Genomic DNA, 22,784 nt, shown 5'->3' with positions numbered 1-22,784 from the left:
CGAACCATTTTATAGCAAGCCATATACTATGGCTGAAATAGAGATGATGCCCATGATTGTTGTAAATGCATTGCTTGCAACATGTGTACGATATTTTTCCATTGCTGGAATTTTGGCAGTTGCATACATAGGCATAATAAAGAGCAGCATAGCAATAACTGGTCCACCCAAAGTTTCTATCATTTTTAAGATGTTGGGATTGATTGTAGCTACAATCCAGCAGGTCAGTACCATAAAAATTTCTATGATGCGTTGCAACTTGCATGAGCTTATTTTTTTTCCAGTTGGTTTGAGCAAATTGACAATAATACTGCTAAGACCTTCTTTAGCCCCTAAATAATGACCAAGAAACGATTTGGAAATTGCAATAAAGGCAATAATAGGAGCGATGGTCGCAATCAGCGGCGTTTTAAAATGATTTGCAAGATAAGATAAAATCGAAATGTTTTGTTGTTTCGCTTGTAAAAGATCCTGCGGTGAGAGGCTAAAAACACAACTAAATACAAAGAACATCACTGAAAAAACCATAAGCAAATGGCTATAGCGCATGATCGCGGTACTATGGCTATCTGCATCAATACCATGTTGTTTTTTTTGATTCACTGCGAAAGATGAAATAATTGGCGAATGATTAAAGGAAAATACCATGACTGGAATGACTAGCCATAGAGTCATTAACAATCCATGACCACCGTTGGCATGTAACGAGTTGTCTTGTTGTAAAATGGCGTTATTCCAGTTGGGAATCAAATAAATAGACAAAAATAATAATATAGTTGCAAAAGGATAAACCATTACGGACATTGATTTGACAATTATTTCCTGACCGAAGCGGACAATCGCCATAAGAGCAAGAATTAGTATTATGGCTAAAAGTGCTCTTGGAGGAGCAGATATACCTAACTGATTCACAAGAAAACTTTCAGTGGTATTGGTAATAGCCACACTATACATTAATAAAATGGGATAAATCGCAAAAAAATACAAACCAGTCAGTATTCTTCCTGCAAAAGTACCGAAGTGCTCTTCAACCACCTCGGTAATGTCATTTTGAGTAGAAGAGCCTGATAAAACAAAACGACATAGTGCACGATGTGAGAAGTAAGTCATGGGAAAGGCAAGTATGGTCATTATTATTAAGGGCCAGATCCCATTAAGTCCGGCATCAATTGGAAGGAACAGAGTTCCAGCACCTACAGCGGTACCGTAAAGACTTAGCATCCAGACGGTATCCTGTTTTGTCCATGAATACTTTTTACTTGTAGCTAAAGGTGAAAGTATTCCTGCAGTTTCATTTGATGACATTAAAACATCCTTTATGTAATACCGAGCACGGTGTTCAATATTAACACTTCGAAGCCAAAATTTCAACAATGGCCTCTTATGTTGACAGAATGTTCCATAAATATTTACTTGGTTTTAGGGACTAATATTCCAATTTGGTACCATAAAGTCGATCCCCGGCATCCCCTAATCCTGGAATAATATATCCTTTTTCATTGAGTTGTTGATCTATTGCGGCCGTGTAAATGGGAATTTCTGGATGTTCTTCATGAAATGCTGCAATTCCTTCTGGCGAGGCAAGCAGACAGAGAAATTTAATTGATTTGGGACTGATGGCTTTAATTTCCTTAACTGCGGCAATTGCTGAATTTCCAGTTGCTAACATAGGATCAACTACAATGACATCGCGATCTCGAGTATGCTCTGGAAGTTTAATATAATATTCAATAGCTTCTAGTGTTTTAGGATCACGATACAAACCGATGTGACCAATTCGTGCTGTAGGTACAAGTTGCAACATGCCATCGACTAAACCATTACCTGCTCGCAAAATTGAAACAAAAACCAATTTTTTACCTTTTAAAACAGGTGATTGCATCATGGCTAGGGGTGTTTCGATTTCTTCATATTCGATTTCTAAATCACGAGTGATTTCATAAGCGAGTAACATGCTAATTTCATGCATCAAATTACGAAATTTGACAGTACTGGTATCTTTTCGGCGCATAATTGTTAATTTATGCTGAATTAATGGGTGGTTCACTACAACAACATGTTGATTGTTCATTTTAACTCCAAACTGCGGTTTTAGGTGAAAAATTGTAGCTTGGTAGCGACGCGGAACCCGGGACATCTTTACTAGGAAACCGGGCTACGGCATGCGCCTTCACTTTGGCTGCAATATATCCAAGCGAAAATTGTCTTAATTTAAAAAACGGTACCATCACTAATAATCTGGACAGGTGGGGTGCCTTGGGGGCGTTTTTGTTTCGCAATTCGTCGTCCGGCCTCCCAGGTGCCTCCTTGCAAAATTTTAGCCAAAGGGAGTTCAATGGCATTTTTTTGCAATTTTTTTCTGATCAATGCAGCTAATTCATCCAAGAGTGTAATGGTCAATGCACGCCACTCCACAATCATTTCTGCATCAGGTGGCAGGGCTTTTTCCAGAGCTTCCTTATTTTTAATTTTCAGTACACCACAATCGATGAGTAAACCACCATTTCGATACTCTGGTAAACCCGTGAGTTCTTCTAAATGAGTTACTGTAATTCCCGCTTGTTCTAATGGCTCAATCAAGGAGTATGTAAGCCACTGGGATAATTTATGAAAGGGAATGTATTCCGATCCAGGATCATTTGTTTTTAGAGCATTATATTGCCACACATCTCCAAGAGGAACTCCATGAAATGAAAGTCTGGCTGGCCATATTTCATTAAATGTATTGAGTACTTCATGAAAAATCTGCGGTGCTGTAAGTCTGTTATTTGCTGCCAAGGAGCTTATATAAGTATAAAAGTTACCTAAGCGGTTTTCTTTTCCAAAATGATGTTCATCGTGTTGTATTAATGCGCCAAGTCGATTGAGCAGAGCAACTCTCCCGGAAAGGCCATCTAGTGGATTCTCGGTAGTTACTTGGAATCCATGACGTAACTCATCTTCATTAAAAGTCAATAAACGCTCGGCATCTACTCTCAACGGTTCAGTTGGGATGGCACTGAAAACACCTTTTTGATAAAGAGATAAACTTGCTAAGGCAAGACCTTCTGATCGGGAATATTCTGCCCCTGTCTCAGGCTCCTTGTAGTGCCAATATTGCCCGGCACCGGCATCTAGAAATACACTGATGATAACCAGTTCATAAAGGATTTTTCCCTGTTCCGCTGCAGAAAAGGTATTCAATTGTGCCTGCATTTTTTTAATTCGATCAATACCTCCGGCTTCAAAATGACGCCAACGACTGTGATAAGGAATATCAAGATTTGGATAATTATCCTGAATGACTTCAATAACAAAAGAAGCAGTGCTGGTCATTTTTTCCGGATCTAGGGAGAAATAAGCTGACTTATCTTGTTTAACTCGTTCTAAAATAGCTTGTGAGCGCACACGTATAGTCCGAGGATCCTTTAATGTGGCTAACACTTGGGCAGTTTCTTGTTCATTACTCATTAAGGTCACGTCCTTTAGTTCTTGCTAATTCATTAATGTCTACGATTCGATCGGGTGAATAATAACCGGCCGCACGTTTGGCATTCATTTCTACTTGTGCGTCAGGAGGAACGAGTTCATCGGGAATGGTTACTCGTTCTACAACCTGAATTCCAGATTTGAGTAATGCATCATATTTCATATTGGACATGGAGACGAAACGATGGATTTTGGTAATACCAAGCCAATGCAAGACATCTGACATTAATTCTTGAAAACGCATGTCTTGAACTCCCGCAACACACTCTGTTCTTTCAAAGTATTTAGCAGCCGTATCGCCACCTTTTTGTCTTTTGCGAGCGTTATAAACTAAAAATTTGGTTACCTCACCGAGAGCTCTTCCTTCTTTTCGATTATATACAATCAAACCAGCCCCGCCTTTTTGTGCCGACTCAATAGACAATTCGATTCCATGTACCAAATAGGGTCTGCAGGTACAAATATCTGAACCAAACACATCAGAGCCATTGCATTCATCATGAATACGACATGTAAGCTCAATTTGGGGATCGTGGATGGTGGTTACATCACCAAAAAAATAGGCAGTCATCCCGCCTATCGGAGGAAGAAATACATCGAAGTCGGAGCGTGTTACCAGTTCAGGGAACATTCCTGCTGTTTGCTCAAATAAGGTTCGACGCAAATGTGATTCTGAGATTTTAAAGCGTTCGGCGATTCCGGGTAGATACCAAACTGGTTCTAACGCCACTTTAGTAACTGCTACATCTCCTGATTCTTTTAATATTTTTCCATCGGGCTTGAGGCGACCTCTTTGAATAGCCGTATGCAATTCAGGAATATTAATATGCGCTTTGGTAACTGCTATAGTAGGGCGAATGTCATATCCTGCTTGAATTTCTTCAGCGAAAACATTGGCTACTAGATGTCCCCAAGGATCAAGAGAGATGATCTTCTGACTGTCACTCCATTGAGGATGAGGGCCTATGGTAACTGGAGGCGTCGTATCCGTAAGATCAGGTACATGTTCTGGGTCCAATACTCCAGCAGCGACGGCAAGTGCTCGATAAACTGAATAGGATCCAGAGTGGGTGCCAACCGCATTACGATTTTTTATATTAGTGAGGGAGGCTATTACCGGACCTCGTTCTTTAGGGTTTTCAGCGCCCCATTTAATTTTTAATGGTGCAGCAGTATGCCCGGATGGATGTGACGATAAAACAATATGTCCTTTAGATTTTTTTTTGGACTCATCTTGAACCATAGTACTAATCCTTTAAATGATAACTACTCGATAAATTTATCATAACAGAAGAAATTAATTGGTAGAAAGTACTATTTTCCTTATCGAATAGGAAAACCCGAGTCATTGTACTGGGTAAATATTCTCGTTATTATGGTTCGTTTTTATAAATTACTCACAAATAACGCTAGGCTATGCTAGCGAGTTTCGCTTTGCGATACCCAGGCTACAATTTTTTGATTTTAATGTGAAACGAATATTGTTAGGAAACACTACTTTATGACTACCTTAATTCTTTGTTTGTTCATTGCGATATTATTGCCTTATCTTCTCAAGATTGTTGTAGCCAATTTTATGCAAAAAGAAGGGAAATACGATAATCATTATCCAAGAACTCAACAGGCGAGATTACAGGGAATGGGAGCACGAGCTGTTGCCGCCCATCAAAACAGTTTTGAATCGTTACTCGTATTTGCGACTGCTACATTAACCGCAATGGTGACAAATCATATCGGTATAACAATTCAAATTTTGGCGATTATTTACATTATCTCCCGAGTTATTTATTGTTATTTTTATTTAATGGATATGGCTTCGTTAAGATCACTCACATGGTTTATTGGCTATATTTGTTGCTTGATTATTTTGGGCCTATGCATGGTGTGATTTTGTTATACTATGGGCCTCATTCGGGTAGGTGCCATTAATTAAGAAGGTTAAAAAGGGTTTTTTGATGCAGAAAAAAAATGATGTTCAGCAAGTTTCGTTACATCCTTTACTGGTTTTTGTTGTTTTAATGCTCATGATATTGATGCAGATGACTACTGATCAGTATATTCCTTCATTACCTGCAATTACCAAGATTTTTAACAGCAGTGAAGCCTCTATTCAATTAACGTTATCACTTTTCATGCTTGGCTTGAGCATTTCTCATGTGTTTTATGGGCCTTTATCCGATAAAATTGGTCGTAAACCCCCGCTTATGTTTGGTGTTGGTCTCAGTATTTTAGGCAGCTTATGTTGTTTTCTTGCGCCTTCAGTTTTGGTCTTGATTATTGGCCGTTTTATTCAGGGATTTGGTATAGGATGTTGTGGTTCTGTAGGCCGTTCTCTAGTTCGTGATCTCTTTACCGATAGAGTCTTATCCAAAATTGGTTCTTATGTAGGTATTGTGAGTGTTTTTATTATGGTTGCCTCTCCAGTTCTCGGAGGCTACATCCAGGAACATTTTGGATGGCGTATTAATTTTTTATTTTTGTTGGTATTTGGTTTTGTTATATGGATTTTAGCTTTATGTACTCTTCCTGAAACAAATAAAAACCTTAATCCTGATGCAACTAAATTAAGAGTAATGCGCGACAATTATTTTGCCTTATTAAAATCCAAAGTTTTTTTAGGTTATGCGTTATGTGCCTGTCTTGCTTCCGCTGGTTTGATAGGTTATCTCGCGATCGCACCGTTTCTTTTTCAGGATACATTAGGGCTTAGCCCTATAGAGTTTGGCCAATTGACAATTTTTATTGCCGGTGCAATTTGTGTGAGCGGAATAATTAACAGTCAAATGGTGATGAAAAAAGGCGTATCCTACATGGTGTTTATCGGAATTGTCTTTATGATAATAGGTGGATTTACCATGTTATTTTTGTCACTCATAGGATTGCAGAACGTGCTTTCCATAATGATCCCTGTGTCGTTGTTTAGCATGGGAGTGGGATTTACTTTTATCAATGCGTTTGCCGGGGCTTTTCACCCATTTCCTCATATGGCGGGAACAGTCGGTGCCTTATATGCATGCATGCAAGACTTAAGTGCTGCGTTGTCCAGCGGGATTATCGCTCTGGGTGAATGGTATGGCCAATTCTCATTAGCGATAATTTTACTTATTTTAGGCTTAGGTTCTTTTGCTTCATGGTATTATCTGGCTTCACAAGAGCATTAAGAGGTATTGTTTATGAAAATTACTGAAACAGAATTAAAAAATATTATATCCAAATTATCAGGCGCTAAAGCAGAAGAAATTCATGATGATACTGCATTAATAGAAGACTTGCATTTAGACTCATTGAAAATAGTAGAGTTACTGGCCATTCTTAGTGAAGAATATAATTTAACTGTGACTGAAGAAGATGCGATGAATTTTCATACTTATAAAGATTTATTTGAGTTTACTCAGGCGTAATCTGTTTTATATTTGTATTTCCATTCTTATGGATGTGACCATTTTATTTTCTCTGATGATGTCTTACTAACTGGGTTATACTCACTGCCATTATGTTAAGGGAAAAGCCGTCGTTCCGGCTAAGATGGGGACCCGTTTTCGAGAGAGAGGTGCAACGCTAATTTAAGTATCGATTCCCGCCTTCGCGGGAATGACAGAAAAATAGCAATAGGGGTGCCGTTGTCCCTTGACTCAGGTTTCATTTAGGGATTCAAAATTGAATTTAGGGGATTTTCATTATCCTGCTGCTTCATAAAATAGATAAGTAGCATGCCAACAACTACTATGCCAAGGGCCATCCCGTTAAACAATGTAAAATTCTGAGTAGAATATGCTGATTTTGGTTTTGCTTTTTCTTCAGTTAATTTACCAATTTTATACCACTCATGTTCAGGGGCGAATAATTTAGAAGTTTGGCTCAATTTCTTGATAACGTTTAAGTAAATTGCTCCATTGTTCTCGGTGTTTTTTTTCATAGATGCAAGCATCCGCTTTATCCAGTAATGTATTGCTTTTTTGATCTTCGGATTGTTGTAAAAACTCACCACATTTTTGATGCAACTCACGGATAGGTTGTGCAAACTCCTCTTTGCAATATCGGGTACTCGCATTACGTTTTAGTATTGGGAGAGCATGTTTTAAACTTTTTTCTTCCAATTCTATCGAAGGATTTTCAGCTAATTTTATAGCGAGGTCTAGAATATAAAAGGCAATTGCAACACTATCATATTCCGTTTGTCGCTGTGTTTCTGTTATAGGTTTTGAGGAAGAAGAATATGCAATATTTGCTGAGTCAGCGATCTTTTTTAATTGTTTGATTTGCTCATTTACTCGTGCCATCAGTGGGGTATGGATGTTGTTTTCATCAAGAAGCCAACCTGCATATCCTCTGAGATGTTCTTGTTCAAGATAAAATTTAATTTGTTCGAATATTGAAGAAAAGAGTTCGAGAGAAACAGCTTTACCGTTGCTTACATGTTCCATTTCATCCATTAGTTGATCTGCAAATTCGAGCAACTCATTTACTTCTTGAAAAACAAGTTGTCCATTAAGACGCGCATCTGGACCTATTCCTATTTTGGGCAAAGCAACGTATTTTTTAATTTGAATATCAATTAACTGACACAAAAACTCGAACAATTCTTTTTGATTTTTCATAATTCTTCCATTCTGAATTTTGGGCGGATAGATTATCTGATGACTTTTATTGACGCAATAAATTATGTTTGATCTTATTTACCTTAAAGAGATATATAATAAAAAAAGGGAGCTGATCTTCGTCGGGAATAATATGGAAACAAATCGTGGTTTATCCGTAACGACTCAATCATTGCAAGTTATAGAAAGCATCAATCATTTCCATCAACAAATTTTGGGAGCGGGCAAGGACCCTCATTTTATTTTAGATGCGGTCAAAAATAATCCCGATAATTTGCTCCTTCAGGTTTATACTGCAGCGTTCTATCTTTATGGCCAAACTGATGCAGCTACATCTCTAGCAAAAGCACATTTAGCGCAAGCTGAAAAATTATTGTATTCAGTTAATTTAAGAGAAAATCTAACGTATCAAGCCGTTAAAGCCTGGATGAATTTGGAGTATGAAACTGCTTTAACTATTTTAGCGGCTTTAACGGCTTTATATCCGCGCGATACTTTAGCAGCAAAGTTTGCTGAATGGTTATTTTATTGTTCGGGACAAGCTTACAACGGTCATCACTATTTGAAATTTTGTGAGCAGATAGCACCACATAATCAAGATGAATCCCATTTTTTAGCCATGCATTCTTTTGCAGCGGAATTATCTGGCCATATATCGGACGCGCAACGTTTGGCGGAAAAGGCTTTGACCATCGAACCACTCACACCTTGGGCGCACCATACCCTGGCTCATATCTATCTCAACACAAAGAATAGTGCGAAAGGGATAGCGGCTTTAGAAACGTTTCGAGGGAGCTGGGAGCAGATCTCAACACTTCTTCGCGGACATAACAGTTGGCATTTGGCATTATTTTACCTTGCATTACGACAAGTAGATAAGGTAATGAACTTATATCCTGTTATTTTTGGTATCTCTCCGGAAATTGTTACCGAGCAAATAGATGCTATTTCACTATTATGGCGTCTGGATATTGCAGGATTGCCGCAGATCGAGCAATTTAAAGTTATTGCAAATTATCTTGATGAAAATCCTTTTACACATTACACCGGTTTTAATACAGTTCATTACGTATATTGTCTTGCTCGTTTAGGTCAGGAAGATGCAATTCATAAATCTCTAATATCGATTGAAACATATGCTAAAAACCTGTCTAATGGCTATAACCAATCGCTTTGGCTTTCCGTTATTCTGCCTTTAAGTAAAGGGATTCATGCGTTTGTGAATAATGACTTTCAATCTGCTTATCATTGGATGGCTCCTTGTATCTCCAGACGCACAGAAATCGGAGGCAGTGACGCTCAGTCAGAAATCATTGCGCAGACTTATTTGCTTTGCTTATTACAAAACAAGAAAAAAAAGGCAGCAAAAGAGTTTTTTAATTTTCATTTGGCGCATTATAAAGGAACACCACTGGCCGAATTCTGGTTTGATTCGAAGCTAGACTTTTAAAGGGTAGGGTAAAGGCGAAGTCATAACCCGGGTTTTGCTGCGTTGCACCCAGGCTACAATGTAAATTACATTAGATAACTTCTAAAAGAGCACAAGCAGCAATACCACCTCCACCTGCTGCAACTAATAATACCTTATCTTTTACTTTGATGTGTGCATGTTCGCGGAGATAATCCAGAGCAATGCCTACACTTGAACCCGAAGTATTACCTGTTTCTTCTACGGTCTTGACGATACGGTCTTCGGGAAAACCTAATTGTTTAGCAACAGATAAAACTAAATTTTTATTTCCTTGATGGGGAACCAACCATTGAATATCTGCAGTAGTAAGGTTTAATGCCTTCAGGAACTCTTCTGCGCCATCAACCATACCATGCACCGCTTTAATAAATAGTGCAGTATTTTCTTTAATTGTGATGTAAAACAATTCGGGGTTCGTGCAATTCGCTGCGGGCAACCGTGAACCTCCTGCAGGAGTGGATACCGTATCGCTGACTTCTCCATCAGCAAATAAAGCAGAGGCAAGAAAACGAAACTCTGCATTTTCCTTATCTGTGGATACGATACAAGCAGCTGCTCCATCGCCAAAAAGAACACTTGTAGCAAAATTATTTTTATTTAAAAATTTAGAACGGATTTCACTGGCTATTAATAAGATGGAGCCCATGGTTGCCTGAGTAATGGCAGCACTTGTATGCAAACCAACTACAAAACCTGCACAGGCTGCCCCAATATCAAAAGCACCTGTATTGGGTAATCCAAGTCGGTGCTGCACCAGGGGGCTGGTCGGCGGAGCAAGGTAATCTCCTGATATGGTTGCCAAAATAATTTGGTTGATTTTATCTTTTTCTCCAGGCTTCGCGGTGAATAATTGTTCTGCTGCCAGGACCGCCAAATCACTACATGCCTGATCTTCATTGGCCCAACGTCTATTTCTAATTCCTGTCGAGAAGCTAACCAATGTTGGACTTTGTGTGCTATTCATCCATTTAAGTACTTCTTGATTACTCATAACCTTCTCGGGTAATGCTGTAAATGGTCCTTTTATGTATATATTTTTTTCAGCGCGTAATAAATTCATGATGATAATATTCCTTCAGAACGCATGAGTGGTAAACCTCCACTTACTGTAATCACAGAACCTGTTATAAATGAGGTTCTGGACAATAGAGGATCTGTTGCCTCTGCAATTTGTGCTGCTTCTCCCATCGTTCCTTGAGGAATAATTTGTGCCATCTTTTCTTGATAGGCAGGTCTTTTCCAAAATTGCTCGGTTCTTGAGGTCTTAATTAAACCGACACGCACAACATTGGATAAAATATTATTGGCGCTGTAATCTACGGCAAGATTTAAAAACAATCCTTCGAGTGCGGCTTTGGTCGCACAATAAGCACCATAGCGGCTGGTACCAGTAATTGCAGAAAGGCTGGAAATTAGAATTAATCGCCCAAATTTATTGGCCAATAAAGCGGGTAATAATTGATGAATTAACCAAATATTACCATGCAAATTTTCATCGATGTAGGTGCGTAATGCAGGATAGGATAATGCATGCAATTTACGTAGTTGGCTGACACGCGTAAACGCATTAAGAATGATCCCATCTAAAGGCTCCTGCAGCAAATTTTGCAGTTCATCCTTACTGGCTTCTGGATTGGAAAAATTATATACCAAGCCTCTGACCTGCATGTCTTGTTGTTTATAATGCTCTAATGTTTTGTTTAGACTTTCCTTACTTGAGCTGGTGATGATGATTTTATCACCTAATTGCAACCGTCGTTTAGCTATAGCTTGAGCGATATCCGATGAGCCGCCTGTGATCAAAATATTCATTTTGCCCCCAGCTCAACTAAATGTTTTTCTATACTGTCTATTGATTCATAGTGTTCTTTTATTAAGGGGATAACCGGAATCTTAATTTTGAATTCTCGTTCCAACTCGATGATGAGTAAGGCTAACATTAGGCTATCTAAGCCTCCTTGTTCCAATGAGGCAGATGAATCTTTAGGAAGATTTCCTAGTCCAATCTTTACTAATGTATTGCGAATTCGTTCAGTGAGCATGGATTTTTTCCTTCTGACTTAAAAGTAGCGCTTTTCTATCAAGCTTGCCGTGTTGGTTACGTGGCAATTTTTTCAATAAATGCACCGTAATTGGAAGTTTTTTGGGTAAAAAATGTTGTTTTAATTGTTCGGAAAGCATGTGTTCTGTGGTTGTGGCGCTGAAATTGTCTTGTTCCAAACATGCAAGTAAACGGACACCATATAATTCATCATCTAAAGGGATAACAATGACTTCCTTAATTCCTTCAATTTGGCAAATTTTATGTTCTATATCAATTAAATTGACTTTCTCACCGCCTATATTGACGATATGATCCAGGCGTCCTTTAATTGCCACCAACCCGGAGGGTAGTTTTTCTGCTAAATCCCCAGTAAAAAACCAACCATTGTGCATTCGAGTTTGTTTTTCCTCTCCCAAGTAGCCCAACATGAGCTGGCTCCCTTTAATGAGCAACTCATTTTCTTCTGACAAACGTATCTGCCAATCACCTACTGGATAGCCAGCAAAATCCTCAAGAAATAATGGATCTTTGTTGGAATAAGTCAATACTCGTGGGGCCGCTTCTGTTAAACCATAATTATTATAAATTATTGCATTGGGGAAGGTCTGTATCAAACGATGACGCAATGTAATGCTCAAGGGTGCTCCAGCGGAGACGATCGCTTTTATTTTTGCTGCACTTTCCGGAAAAAGACTCGCCATTTTATGAATCGCGACCCAATGAGAGGGAACACCGCTCCACATTTGAGGAACAGCATGCGTCTCTAATAGTGTTTTAATATCCGTAAATTGCGTAATCAGTTGTGTTTTTATTCCAGCGATTAATCCAGGAAGTAATTGACCAAGGAGGCCAAAAGAGTATGACAGGGGTAAAAATAATAATTGATCGTCTATTCTGGAAAATTCAAGTGCATTAATCACTGCCTTGCAATTTGCTGTAATATTTTTTAGAGACAGTTGTACCGCTTTCATTTGTCCTGTACTACCGGAGGTAAATAGTACTAAAGCAAGTTCCGGGTGATGTTTGATATGATTGTTTTCCTGGATGTCGATGAGCTTACCCTGCTCACACACCGTCATATTCGTACCTAAAAGATGGCGTTTTTCCTGCCCCAATTCTTGAGGAGCAAAGAGTGCAACAGGTTTTCCGATGTTTAAAGCAGCTAACAATTGAATCACAAATGAAGACTGGGGTATGGCGTGTAAAACCAATATTCCTGGCGGTAGTTTTTTCAACTGGGGCGACATTTTTTGGATAGCGGTTTCTAGTTCAGCAAAACTAAATTTCTGATCCTCGAAGCTTAATGCAATTCTATTTGGAGATTCTTGAGATAGAAATTGCATGATCTTAACCCTCCACCTTATTTAATCGCCAGGTAGCGATTATAGGTAATGTTTTGTCTAATAAATGTTTGCGACAGAAATTTCGACGAATTTTCCCACTGGTTGTATGCGGCATCGCTTTGAGTGGAATAAGAATAATATTATGAATTTCGAGTTGATGTGTCTGATAGATCAGTTCAAACACTGTATTGAATAAATTATCTTGCTCCTCAGGCGACATAAAACGGTTTTTTACCTCACACATGACGGTCAGTTCATATTCTTGTTCTCTTTGAATAACAAACGCAGCACATTTGCCCAGAGAGTGATGTACTGGGGCATGGAGAATAGAGTACTCGATATCTTGCGGGTAATGATTTTTACCATAAAGGATAATCAAATCTTTAATCCGACCCGTCACATATAATTCCTCTTCATGTACAAACCCTAAATCGCCAGTTCTTAAATACAATTGATTACTTACATCACCAGAAATTTTACCGTGAAACGTATGTTGTGTTTCTTCATTTTGTTGCCAGTATCCCTGGGCTACGCTGGCACTGTGCACCCAAATTTCACCAATTTGGTCATTACTGCAGAGGGCGAGTGTTTCCGGATCTACAATTTTTACTGTTTGCATAAAGCGGCCGCAACTAATTAAACTATGGCTATGAGGGCTTTCTTCTGTAGCAAAATGGACACGATGATCCTGATACTGTTCTTTAGCCAAAGTGAGTGTACGATAGGGAGTGCCTGGGGTATTTCCTGTAACTAACAAGGTTGCTTCAGCCAAACCATAACAAGGATAGAAGGCTTCTTTGTGAAATCCATAATCTTTAAATGCATGATAAAAATGTTCTAATGTTTCTTTTCGAATGGGTTCGGCCCCATTCGATGCAATTTGCCAGCAGCTTAAATCGAGCCCCTGTTTTTTTTCTTCCTTAATGCGTTTTACACAATAATCGTAAGCGAAATTAGGGCTACCGCTTATGGTCGCTCGATATTTACTAATGTTTTGTAACCAGGAAAGAGGATTTTGTAAAAAAGAAAATGGAGACATCAGATAGGTAGGTACCCCCGCATAAATCGGAGTTAAAATATAACCTATTAACCCCATATCATGATGGGGCGGAAGCCAACTGAATGAAATAGTTTCCTCATTTAACTGAAATGCAGCATATATTTTGTGAATATTATCCAATAAATTGCAGTGGGTGACCATGACCCCTTTAGGATGCATCGTTGATCCTGATGTGTACTGCAGAAATGCAATGTCTTGTCCGCGAATAAGGGGGGGGTGCCAAAAAAAACTCATTGGTAATTCCATGCTGTCTATAGCAAAGCATGGCACTTCATCAAGATGTGGTTTTCCTTTACAATCCAGTGTGGCAAATTTAACCAAATGATCGGCTGTCATAAGCACACATACTGGTTGTGCATTATGAATGATGCGATGTGCTTTATCCAATAATTTTGCTTGGGCAGGAGGATAAATGGGTACAGCAATACATCCCGCGTAAAGACAACCAAAAAAAGCCTGAATCAAGGGTAGTCCTGGAGAAAATAATAATAAGATTCTATCTCCAGGTTTTACTCCTTGGGCTTGTAATTGTGCTGCAATGGCTCTTGCCCGTTCATCCAATTCAAAAAAAGTCATTTTTTCTTCTAAGTTTCTGTTTAGAAAAGTGCAGCTTATTTTCTCTGGGGTATGAAGAGCTCTGGATCGAATTGCATCAACTAGTGATTCACAGCTAAAAATCTCTTTATTCATCATCGGCCCTTATGACTGGTGAAATCGGAGAACTTGTCCTGCATAGGAGAGGCCACCTCCGACACTCATCATAAGTATTTTTCCAGATCGATCAAAAATATTTTCTTCAATTGCTCTAGCCAGAGAATAGAGAATGGATGCACCACCAATATTACCAATCGTATCGGAGTCCCAAATAATTGCTTTGTTCATCATTTGGTTTTCTTGGAGCAGTTCGGTAATTAATTTGCGATTTACTTGATGAGGGATAATCCAGGTAATAGCGTTTCTATCCTCTTCTGTAGGTAATAAATGGGCTAGCATCTGCTTGTATTTAGTATAAGCGAGTTCTTTCATTAGCGACTCATCACCAATTAAGTGATAGCCTACAGTATCGATTTGTTCTTTGGAGGGGGGAAAAACACCATGGGTGGTAAATGCTTCTACATATTTTCCTTCCGTAGAAAAAAAGGTTTTCTCAACGGTGAATGCACCAGTTTCTTTTTTTTCCATGAGCAAGGCGGCTGCACCATCACCTAATCCTATCCATGTTTTTTCATTTTCAGGATCGATTACTTTAGATAAGGTTTCAGCACAACTCACCATCACATTAGGGTACCCTAAGGCCATTAAGGCGTAGGCAAGATGAAGCGTAGATAGAGAAGTTGAACAGCCAGTTTTTAAATCATAAGCAGGGGCATCTATTCCTAAGTTCCCAAGAACTGCAGCAGCTTGAGAGCCTGTAAATCGTTTATTGGTAGTAGAGCCCAGTAAAAAGGCATGTATTTTTGAGGGGGTATAGTTCGCAAACAATTTTTGTACCGCCTCAGTCGCTAAGGATTCAGATGTCAATTCTCGAGACTTATCTAAAGATTCCCAAGGTTTATGACACCAATAACGGGAATAAAAACCAAACTCCTCGCCAATTTTTTCAGCAAATTTCTCTAAAAAAGCTAAAGAATGCTCTGAGGTTCTTGGAAAGTTTTGTAAAATTTCCAGATTGGTAATAGAGGGGGAGTCAGGAAGGACGCGAGATGCGGCTGTAATATCAAAACGAATGTTAGGATGCAAAATTTCCATAAATAACCTTTTATTATGTTCTTTAGTTTGCTTTTTTTAGCGCGTACTATAAATTATAGGAAGTCAATGTGCCTAAATTATAGCTGTTTTTTAGGAAAAATTGACCCTTGTAATTACGAAGTGTATATTTTATATAAAATTTATTTTAACTGAGCATGATATGTCCTCGTCGTCCGTTGGTAAAACCACGATGAAATGGATAGAAAATCTTATTGACGAACATAGTTTTCTTCCATTACTTGCTGATTATATTCCTAATAATCAAACCCATTTACAATTTGGTGCTGAAGTGATTACGGGGTTGGCTAAAATAAACCACCGTCCCGTTGCAATATATGCCCATGATAATTCAGTTAACCGAGGGTATATTACGAGCCAGGGCGCAAAAAAAATTGTGCGTCTTATGGATAGGGCCAAAGATTTACGTATCCCGATTATTGCTTTTTTAGCCTCTCCGGGAATTTCTTTAGAAGAAAATTTATTAAGTGGTGATGAATATACACAAATTATCGCACGTAACATCAACTTATCCGGTGTGATTCCACAATTTGCGGTGCTTGTTGCTCCAACTCTCGGGGCACCCGCTTATTCTGCAGTACTAATGGACCTGCTTTTTTTCAACAAGCATCGCAGTTACCTAATGGTAACGAGTCCGATGGTAGTTCAGCAAGCTATAGGCGAAAAAGTCAGTATGAGTGAATTAGGTGGTACAGCAATGCATGCAGGTACTACAGGTATTGCTGATTTTGTCGATGACAGTATCAGTGCGCAAATAAATCATGTAAAAGCCATGCTCAACATTTTTCCATCACATGGTGGAGAATGTCCTCCTATCCATTCGGTGCAAGAGCCTGTTCATGCTTTACCCAATATTCCAGCTGATCCGCGAGTGCCATTTAATATGCTCGAATTGATTCAGGCAATTGTCGATAATTCTGAAATATGGCAATACAAAAGCGCCTATGGACAAGCCATGATTTGTGCTTTTGTACGTATTCATGGGTATGTAGTAGGTATCGTTGCTAATCAGAGTACTCGTTTTAGTGGTGCAATTGATTCAGATGCAGCGCAAAAAGCAGCTAAATTTATTCGGATATGTGATGCCTATCGGATTCCAGTGCTTACTTTAATTGATGTTCCCGGATTTATGCCTGGAAAACGCGAAGAACAAAAGGGATTGTTACAACACGGAGCGAGGCTATGTGCTGCGATGCAAACTCGAGTTCCTAGAATGAGTGTGATTGTGCGTAAATGCTATGGAGCTGCAGCATTTCTGATGATGCAAACTGCATCTCAACAAGGAGATCTGGTCTTGTCTTTGGAGACAGCAACTCTTGGTGTAATGAGTAAAGAGACTACGAAAAGGGTTCAAAATACTGATGGACAAGTGTCTACTGAGACGAAGCATTGTGTTACTGACATGCGGCATCTTGATCCTTCTTTAGAAGATGCTTTTGTGTCTGGATTAATCGACGAAATTATTACTCCTCAGCAAATACGTGGGAGATTAAGCCAACATTTGGAATATGTATATCGCAAGATGGACCATTTGCCAATGGCACGACATTCTATTGTGTAGACGTTTTCTTAATGAGTGTTCGAGGTGGAAGAAAACTTACCCCTCATCCATCCTGCGGCCCCTTCTCCCCAATGGGGGGTAGGGGTGAGGGAGGTTTTCTTAGAGAAGCACCATTGCAATTAAGTAAGGATCATTATGACTTGCCTTGATTTACAGCAATTAATAAATTCATTTGAAGCCTACTTGGGAAATCCTGCAAAGCAGGAGACGCCTCTCAATTTTCAAGACAGCTTGCAATATGATGAGCAAGAAGAACTTGCCTGGTCACAAATTAGATTGATCCAGCAGTGGGGATATATGGAATATCTAATCCCTCAAAGCCTTGGAGGGAAATTTGTTTCACTCGACGTCGGATATTTTCTAGCGAAATCAATATGCAGACGAGATGTAACTATTGGCATCGCTTTGGGTCTTCCATTTTTGGGTGCATTACCTCTGTGGATCGCAGGAAGCGAAAATCAGAAAAAAAATTTGGCCGCATCTCTTCGGCGAGGGGAAATCACTGCCTGTGCCTTGACTGAGGAGGCGCATGGTTCTGATATTATGGCAAATGAAGTATTTGCTCATCCTTGTAAGAATGGATGGGAATTATCCGGTAGAAAGTGGTGTATTAATTTTGCTACCTTAGGACACAGTGTGACGCTTCTTTCTCGTACTCATTCTCAAGGAGGGCCATTAGGCTTCTCGGTTTTTTTCCTGGATAAATCGATAATTCAATCTGGATTTATGCCAACGCCCAAACTTCCTACACTTGGAGTTAGAGGATTAGACATCAGTGGGTTTTCTTTGGAGAACGTTTTTTTGCCGCAAGATGCATTGGTTGGGGATGAAAAACGCGGATTGGAAATCATCTATAAAACCTTACAGGTTTCCCGAACTTTATGTGCTTCTTTTTCTGTGGGTGCAGCAGATACTGCTTTGCGATTAGCACTTTCTTTTAGTCAGCAAAGGCAATTATATGGCAAAACCGCATATCAAATTCCTGTAGTAAAACAACGCCTTGGTGAGCTTTTTACGCAGTTACTTATTGCCGATTGTACGGCATTAGCAGTAGCCCGGGCTTGCTCTGTGATGCCTGAGAAATTATCATTTTGGTCTGCCATCATTAAATTCCTTATTCCCAAAATAACCGAAGAAATTGTCGAACAGTGTAGTATAGTGATGGGAGCTCGCGCTTATTTACGCACAACAGAGTGGGCTATGTTTCAAAAAATCAGACGTGATATCCCGGTAGTCGGTTTATTTGATGGGAGTAGTCAAGTTAATTTATCCGTGATTGCTGGTAGTTTATTGCCACAAGCAGGAATGAGGGGAAGTTCTCCAAATCAGTCACAACACTTGGAGGATATTTTCAATCTCAACTGCATTTGTCCAAAATTGTCTATGGATCGTTTAGGTCTTTTTACCCATACTGAAGACGATATTTTGGCTGGTTTATCCACATTAGAATCACCGCAAATCAGCTCATTAATTAATGCGGTTCGTATTGAACTCAAACGATTGGATCAGAATGTAATTGACTTGCAAGAGCAAAAACAATTTGATCCGCGCAGTTTGACTGCTTTTCGTCTGGCAGAGCAGTATTGTTGGATTTTTGCAGCAAGTTCTTGTATTCATTTTTGGCATTACAATCAGAAATTAATGGCTCAGGAACTAGGAGGAGTTGAGTGGATCAATTTGGCAATTCAACTCATTCTTAATAGATTAAATACGCACTCAAATGTTGATAATAGATTGCAAGAGTCTATGGCGGAGCATTTAGCCTTGTTTGATGAACAAAATAAAATGTTCTCTGTGGTCCCAATAAAAATACCGGATTAAAGTGCCTCGCTAACTTTAGCTTTTGCAGTTATTATTGTGTATTGTATTCATTTAGGTCAGCAATAAGAATGAATTGGAAAAGATTATTAATCGCAGCAATTACTCGAAAAAAATATCAGGCTTTTATTGAGGATACGAAATATCCTCAGCGTTCACGTGAAAAGTTGTGGAATCAAGAGATTATACCTTTATTAAAAAGGTCTTCTTATTGGAGTGCTGCATTAAAAAGTATCCATACTTTAAACCTGAGTGATTTTCCAATCACAACGTATGAAGATTATGAAGAAGACCTCTTGGCTGCACAATATAGTCTTATTCAGCCCTTTAATGGGGAGAAATTGATTTTTTGGTCAGAGACATCAGGAACAGCAGGTGTTCGAAAATTTTTCCCAATTACTACTTCGTTCCAAACCCAGTTTCAACGTACGATGCCGCCATATATTTATACTCTGACTCAGCATTTTCCTGGGTTATTTCAAGAAAAAATACTTTATCTGGCGGCAGTAGATGCTCATCGAACATCTCCAGCTGGCGTTCCTTCGGGTTGGATTAGCAATTTTAATTATCGTAATTTACCTTCTTTTATTAAGCGTTTTTATGCTCTGCCTGATGAATTATTTGATAATACAGAAGTCTATATACAATGGTCTGCTTTGTATGCTTTAGCCTCCGATCTTAGCGCAATATTTGCGGTAACTCCCATGGTGATTGATGCTCTTTTTGAGCGTTGTCTTAAAAATTTTAGGCACTTTTTACCCTATTTATTAGGTGATAAAGCAGTTCCGGAATTTTTGCCACCGATTCAAATTACGAGGAAACGACGGGAGTATTTGCGTCAATTAGCACAGCAAGAGCCAAGATCATTCAAGGAGTTTTGGCCGTCATTGAGTGTAGTTGGCTGCTGGATTTCTGCTCTTTGTGAATATCCTGCACAACAATTGAAAAAATTATTAGGATCAGGAGTTGATATTGTTGATGGCACTTTTTCAGCTACGGAGGGATGGCTTACTGTTCCGATAGACAATCAGCCCGGTGGATTTTTGCATCCTGGCGCCCATATTACCGAGTTTATTGAGGAGGGTAAAAGTATTGAAAAGGAAAATCTTTTGCAATCCTGGGAATTAGAACAGGGCAAAAATTATGAGGTATTTTTAACAACAGCGATGGGCTTTGTTCGCTATCGGTTAAAGGATGTAGTCAAATGTACCGGCTTTTTAAATAAAGCACCAAGACTTGAATTTTGTTATAAAACACAAATGCTGAAATTAGAAAGCTGTTCTATTACGAGTCAAGAATTGCAGGAAATGTTGCACGATATTTCATTTGAAATGGAATCTCACTGGTATTTTGCCCGTAATAGCTTAGGGAATAGAATTGTTTTAGTTACTGATGATGCAACTCAAATAGGGGATCCCATAGTAACAAAAATGCATGAACGTTTAATGCAAATTAATGAACCGTATGCTCATGGTGTGATTACTAAAGAGGTGCTGCCTATGGTTTTATTCCAACTGCCAAAAGATGAATTATTAGAAGATAGTCATGCTCAGACCAAACCAAAGCTCATTTCTCAGCAAGTAATTACTGAAAAATGAATTACATTGGTTCCGCATAGCGCTCAATAGTTTTGTTATCGTTTCGCCTTCGACCAGGCTGTTATCAAAGAGGAACATCATATTATGACTGAGAAGAATAAAACCAAGTCAAAAAAGACCCCAGTAAAGACTGAATTGACATCATCGATGCTCATCATTATTGATATAGTATCACTCTTATTTAGTTTGATGCCCGCTGTTGCCGCTTTTAGTTTAACGGGCTTATTTATTTATCATGGTTATGAATACACCTGGTTGGTTCTTCCTTTAGCCCCCTTTATATTATTTGCTTCTTTTATCGCTATTATTGCAGCAATTAGATTGTGTTTACCTCGTTTAAAGCCCGGCCGTTATAAACGAGAAATGAATCGAATGACTGTTGCTTGGTTTTGTCATTTTGCTTTGGCTCGTTCTGCTAAAGTGGTTGGTTTGACCCCTTTATTGCAAACATTTAACATTACCAAGTTTTTTTATTGGCGTGCGCTGGGAGCCAAAGTTTCCTTTCAAATTGTAAATTCTTTTGATATAGATTTTGTTGATTGTCCATTAATTACCATAGGAAAAAATGTCACTCTTGGGAGCCAGGTTTCAATTAGCTGTCACTCCGACGTAGGTAACTTACTTTTTCTAGCTCCTGTAATCATTGAAGATAATGTCTTTATAGGCATGGCTACAACTATTGGTCCAGGAACGACAATTAAAAAAGGGTGTTGGATTGGTTATGGGAATACCTTTGTCAATCAGATGGTTGAGGAAAATTCTCGATTTGGAAATATCAGGCCCATTCCTGATGTGCAATAAAATGGCAGATAAGCGAATAAGGTTTCATCCATGCGAGGTTCTTTTTCTACGGAGCGATTATTGTTATTAGACTGGGTTGAGCACCTACCTGAAAGACTATAGGCATATATGGAATGTTGAGCAAAAAGAGAATAATTATGAAGTACAATGCAGAACTAATGTTGCCTATCCGTACCCATTTTTGTTCCATAGTTTCAGGAAACCAGGCTGTAATCGCATAAGTTAAGCTGAATAAGATTCCAGTGATGATGCAAATGACCACATTAACGTCCACCGAATAAGATTGGAAAACTTTATAAGTCATCATTAAAACTAAAAGGAACAAAATCACACGATAAATACGTAATAACAATTTAAGCCAGGATGGAGCCCCTGACTCTATACTCCCATCTTGGAAGTAGGCATTAAAAAATATAATTCCCAAAGCAGTGAGTGGTATTAAAATAAATAATGGATTGATGTATTCTTCACCACCACCTATGGAGTGGCTCAAATAAAGAATAAAATACACAGTACTAATCAATGCTAAGAAAGGGAGTAGGTAGTACATCATTCTTAACAGTAAAAAGCGTAAGTTATAGATAATTTTGATATTTTGCTGGCCAACTCCTAATCCTATAAAAAACAAAGTGGTGTGGGAAATCAATTGAAAATGTAAATTTTCAGAATATAAATTCCATAAGAAATCATTACCTACCGTGTAGAAAATAAAGGCGCCTAATAGAATCAGCAGATTGGCTAAAGCTGAAAACAAAGAAGCCACAAAAAGCAGGGGAATGGTATTCCATACAGCAGCAAATAAACTGTTATAACTGATACGCCATGTATTATCATGATGGTACGCATAGTGGAACGAATGCCCCACATAGGCAAAGAGTGGGAAGGCGCAAAGAAATGTAAACCAGTGTTCAAGATGTATCGATGTAAAGTGCGCTTCCAAGGGGAGCAGGGGTAAAGATAAAAAAAGAGCGACAATGAAGCTACTTGTAATTAAACGGAAGCAGTTTTTTTCATTATATGCCAGTGCATATAAAAGGGCAAAAAGGCCGATCAAGGCATAATTGAATACTTTTGTAATTTCATTGCGGATTAATCCGTCAAGAGTAAAACCAAGGAGTAAGCCAATTAGGGCAAAGAGATAGATTCCTTTTTTTGATGGCATTTTTTTCTCCATAAGTATATGAATTTAGGATAGCTGATTTTAAATAAACTTGCATTTTTTTCTTTGTACTCATTTTGGAGATTTATTATTTGA

Annotated in this window: 21 protein-coding genes; 8 read left to right on the top strand and 13 right to left on the bottom strand. The window is 38.7% G+C overall.

Annotated elements, in window-relative coordinates:
* Window positions 1–9 precede the first annotated feature (9 nt).
* From DGG96_RS13800 to DGG96_RS13785, 4 genes are all read right to left on the bottom strand, one after another.
* Entirely contained in the window at window positions 10–1,305 is a 1,296-nt protein-coding gene (locus DGG96_RS13800; RefSeq protein WP_110143230.1) for a serine/threonine transporter, read from the bottom strand.
* A gap of 121 nt (window positions 1,306–1,426) precedes the next feature.
* A complete protein-coding gene (gene upp / locus DGG96_RS13795; RefSeq protein WP_110143229.1) occupies window positions 1,427–2,071 on the bottom strand; it encodes a uracil phosphoribosyltransferase in 645 nt (214 codons plus the stop codon).
* 140 nt (window positions 2,072–2,211) lie between these two features.
* Window positions 2,212–3,450: a URC4/urg3 family protein gene (locus DGG96_RS13790; RefSeq protein WP_110143228.1), complete on the bottom strand. Its 1,239-nt coding sequence runs from the start codon at window positions 3,448–3,450 to the stop codon at window positions 2,212–2,214.
* Entirely contained in the window at window positions 3,443–4,711 is a 1,269-nt protein-coding gene (locus DGG96_RS13785) for a GTP cyclohydrolase II (protein WP_110143227.1), read from the bottom strand. The genes DGG96_RS13790 and DGG96_RS13785 overlap by 8 nt, the downstream gene beginning before the upstream one ends.
* Window positions 4,712–4,969: 258 nt before the next feature.
* On the opposite strand from DGG96_RS13785, the gene DGG96_RS13780 reads away from it, so the two are divergent.
* From DGG96_RS13780 to DGG96_RS13770, 3 genes are all read left to right on the top strand, one after another.
* Entirely contained in the window at window positions 4,970–5,356 is a 387-nt protein-coding gene (locus tag DGG96_RS13780; protein WP_110143226.1) for an MAPEG family protein, read from the top strand.
* 67 nt (window positions 5,357–5,423) lie between these two features.
* Entirely contained in the window at window positions 5,424–6,629 is a 1,206-nt protein-coding gene (locus DGG96_RS13775) for a multidrug effflux MFS transporter (protein WP_110143225.1), read from the top strand.
* Between the two features lie 12 nt (window positions 6,630–6,641).
* Complete coding sequence (locus DGG96_RS13770; RefSeq protein ID WP_058467171.1) at window positions 6,642–6,869, top strand: acyl carrier protein; 228 nt, start codon at window positions 6,642–6,644, stop codon at window positions 6,867–6,869.
* A gap of 242 nt (window positions 6,870–7,111) precedes the next feature.
* Here the strand turns inward: DGG96_RS13770 and DGG96_RS21200 are convergent, their stop codons facing one another.
* Complete coding sequence (locus tag DGG96_RS21200) at window positions 7,112–7,330, bottom strand: hypothetical protein (RefSeq protein WP_110143224.1); 219 nt, start codon at window positions 7,328–7,330, stop codon at window positions 7,112–7,114.
* Window positions 7,314–8,066, bottom strand: a complete 753-nt coding sequence (locus tag DGG96_RS13760) for a hypothetical protein (protein ID WP_110143223.1) — start codon at window positions 8,064–8,066, stop codon at window positions 7,314–7,316. Before DGG96_RS13760 ends, DGG96_RS21200 begins: the two co-directional genes overlap by 17 nt.
* 133 nt (window positions 8,067–8,199) lie before the next feature.
* Here DGG96_RS13760 and DGG96_RS13755 point away from each other — a divergent pair, with 133 nt between their 5' ends.
* Window positions 8,200–9,516: a tetratricopeptide repeat protein gene (locus tag DGG96_RS13755; RefSeq protein ID WP_110143222.1), complete on the top strand. Its 1,317-nt coding sequence runs from the start codon at window positions 8,200–8,202 to the stop codon at window positions 9,514–9,516.
* Window positions 9,517–9,586: 70 nt separating this feature from the next.
* Here DGG96_RS13755 and DGG96_RS13750 read toward each other — a convergent pair whose 3' ends face one another.
* Genes DGG96_RS13750 through DGG96_RS13725 form a run of 6 tightly spaced genes read right to left on the bottom strand, consistent with a single transcriptional unit; the run spans window position 9,587 to window position 15,733 of the window.
* Complete coding sequence (locus tag DGG96_RS13750) at window positions 9,587–10,597, bottom strand: 3-oxoacyl-ACP synthase III family protein (protein WP_110143221.1); 1,011 nt, start codon at window positions 10,595–10,597, stop codon at window positions 9,587–9,589.
* On the bottom strand, window positions 10,594–11,349 hold the full coding sequence (locus DGG96_RS13745) for an SDR family NAD(P)-dependent oxidoreductase (RefSeq protein WP_110143220.1): 756 nt from the start codon (window positions 11,347–11,349) through the stop codon (window positions 10,594–10,596). The genes DGG96_RS13750 and DGG96_RS13745 overlap by 4 nt, the downstream gene beginning before the upstream one ends.
* On the bottom strand, window positions 11,346–11,579 hold the full coding sequence (locus DGG96_RS13740) for an acyl carrier protein (RefSeq protein ID WP_110143219.1): 234 nt from the start codon (window positions 11,577–11,579) through the stop codon (window positions 11,346–11,348). The genes DGG96_RS13745 and DGG96_RS13740 overlap by 4 nt, the downstream gene beginning before the upstream one ends.
* Window positions 11,569–12,924 carry a class I adenylate-forming enzyme family protein gene (locus DGG96_RS13735; protein WP_110143218.1) on the bottom strand — a complete coding sequence of 452 codons (1,356 nt, stop codon included), beginning with the start codon at window positions 12,922–12,924 and terminating at the stop codon, window positions 11,569–11,571. The genes DGG96_RS13740 and DGG96_RS13735 overlap by 11 nt, the downstream gene beginning before the upstream one ends.
* A gap of 4 nt (window positions 12,925–12,928) precedes the next feature.
* On the bottom strand, window positions 12,929–14,674 hold the full coding sequence (locus DGG96_RS13730) for a fatty acyl-AMP ligase (RefSeq protein WP_110143217.1): 1,746 nt from the start codon (window positions 14,672–14,674) through the stop codon (window positions 12,929–12,931).
* A 9-nt stretch (window positions 14,675–14,683) separates the two neighbouring features.
* On the bottom strand, window positions 14,684–15,733 hold the full coding sequence (locus DGG96_RS13725) for a 3-oxoacyl-ACP synthase III family protein (RefSeq protein WP_110143216.1): 1,050 nt from the start codon (window positions 15,731–15,733) through the stop codon (window positions 14,684–14,686).
* Window positions 15,734–15,893: 160 nt separating this feature from the next.
* On the opposite strand from DGG96_RS13725, the gene DGG96_RS13720 reads away from it, so the two are divergent.
* The 4 genes from DGG96_RS13720 (at window position 15,894) to DGG96_RS13705 (ending at window position 21,529) form a co-directional block, all read left to right on the top strand.
* Complete coding sequence (locus tag DGG96_RS13720) at window positions 15,894–17,312, top strand: carboxyl transferase domain-containing protein (protein WP_110143215.1); 1,419 nt, start codon at window positions 15,894–15,896, stop codon at window positions 17,310–17,312.
* Window positions 17,313–17,447: 135 nt separating this feature from the next.
* Window positions 17,448–19,133 (top strand): acyl-CoA dehydrogenase family protein, encoded by a 1,686-nt coding sequence (locus tag DGG96_RS13715; protein WP_199739191.1) that lies wholly within the window; start codon window positions 17,448–17,450, stop codon window positions 19,131–19,133.
* Window positions 19,134–19,201: 68 nt separating this feature from the next.
* Window positions 19,202–20,728 carry a GH3 family acyl-acid amido synthetase gene (locus tag DGG96_RS13710; protein WP_110143213.1) on the top strand — a complete coding sequence of 509 codons (1,527 nt, stop codon included), beginning with the start codon at window positions 19,202–19,204 and terminating at the stop codon, window positions 20,726–20,728.
* A gap of 84 nt (window positions 20,729–20,812) precedes the next feature.
* Window positions 20,813–21,529: a DapH/DapD/GlmU-related protein gene (locus tag DGG96_RS13705; RefSeq protein ID WP_110143212.1), complete on the top strand. Its 717-nt coding sequence runs from the start codon at window positions 20,813–20,815 to the stop codon at window positions 21,527–21,529.
* 46 nt (window positions 21,530–21,575) lie between these two features.
* Here the strand turns inward: DGG96_RS13705 and DGG96_RS13700 are convergent, their stop codons facing one another.
* Window positions 21,576–22,691: a hypothetical protein gene (locus DGG96_RS13700; RefSeq protein ID WP_110143211.1), complete on the bottom strand. Its 1,116-nt coding sequence runs from the start codon at window positions 22,689–22,691 to the stop codon at window positions 21,576–21,578.
* Window positions 22,692–22,784: the final 93 nt, after the last annotated feature.

The sequence above is a fragment of the Legionella qingyii genome, assembly GCF_003184185.1.
The sequence above is the reverse complement of the archived record's forward strand: the minus strand, read 5'-3'. Positions and strand labels throughout refer to the sequence as shown.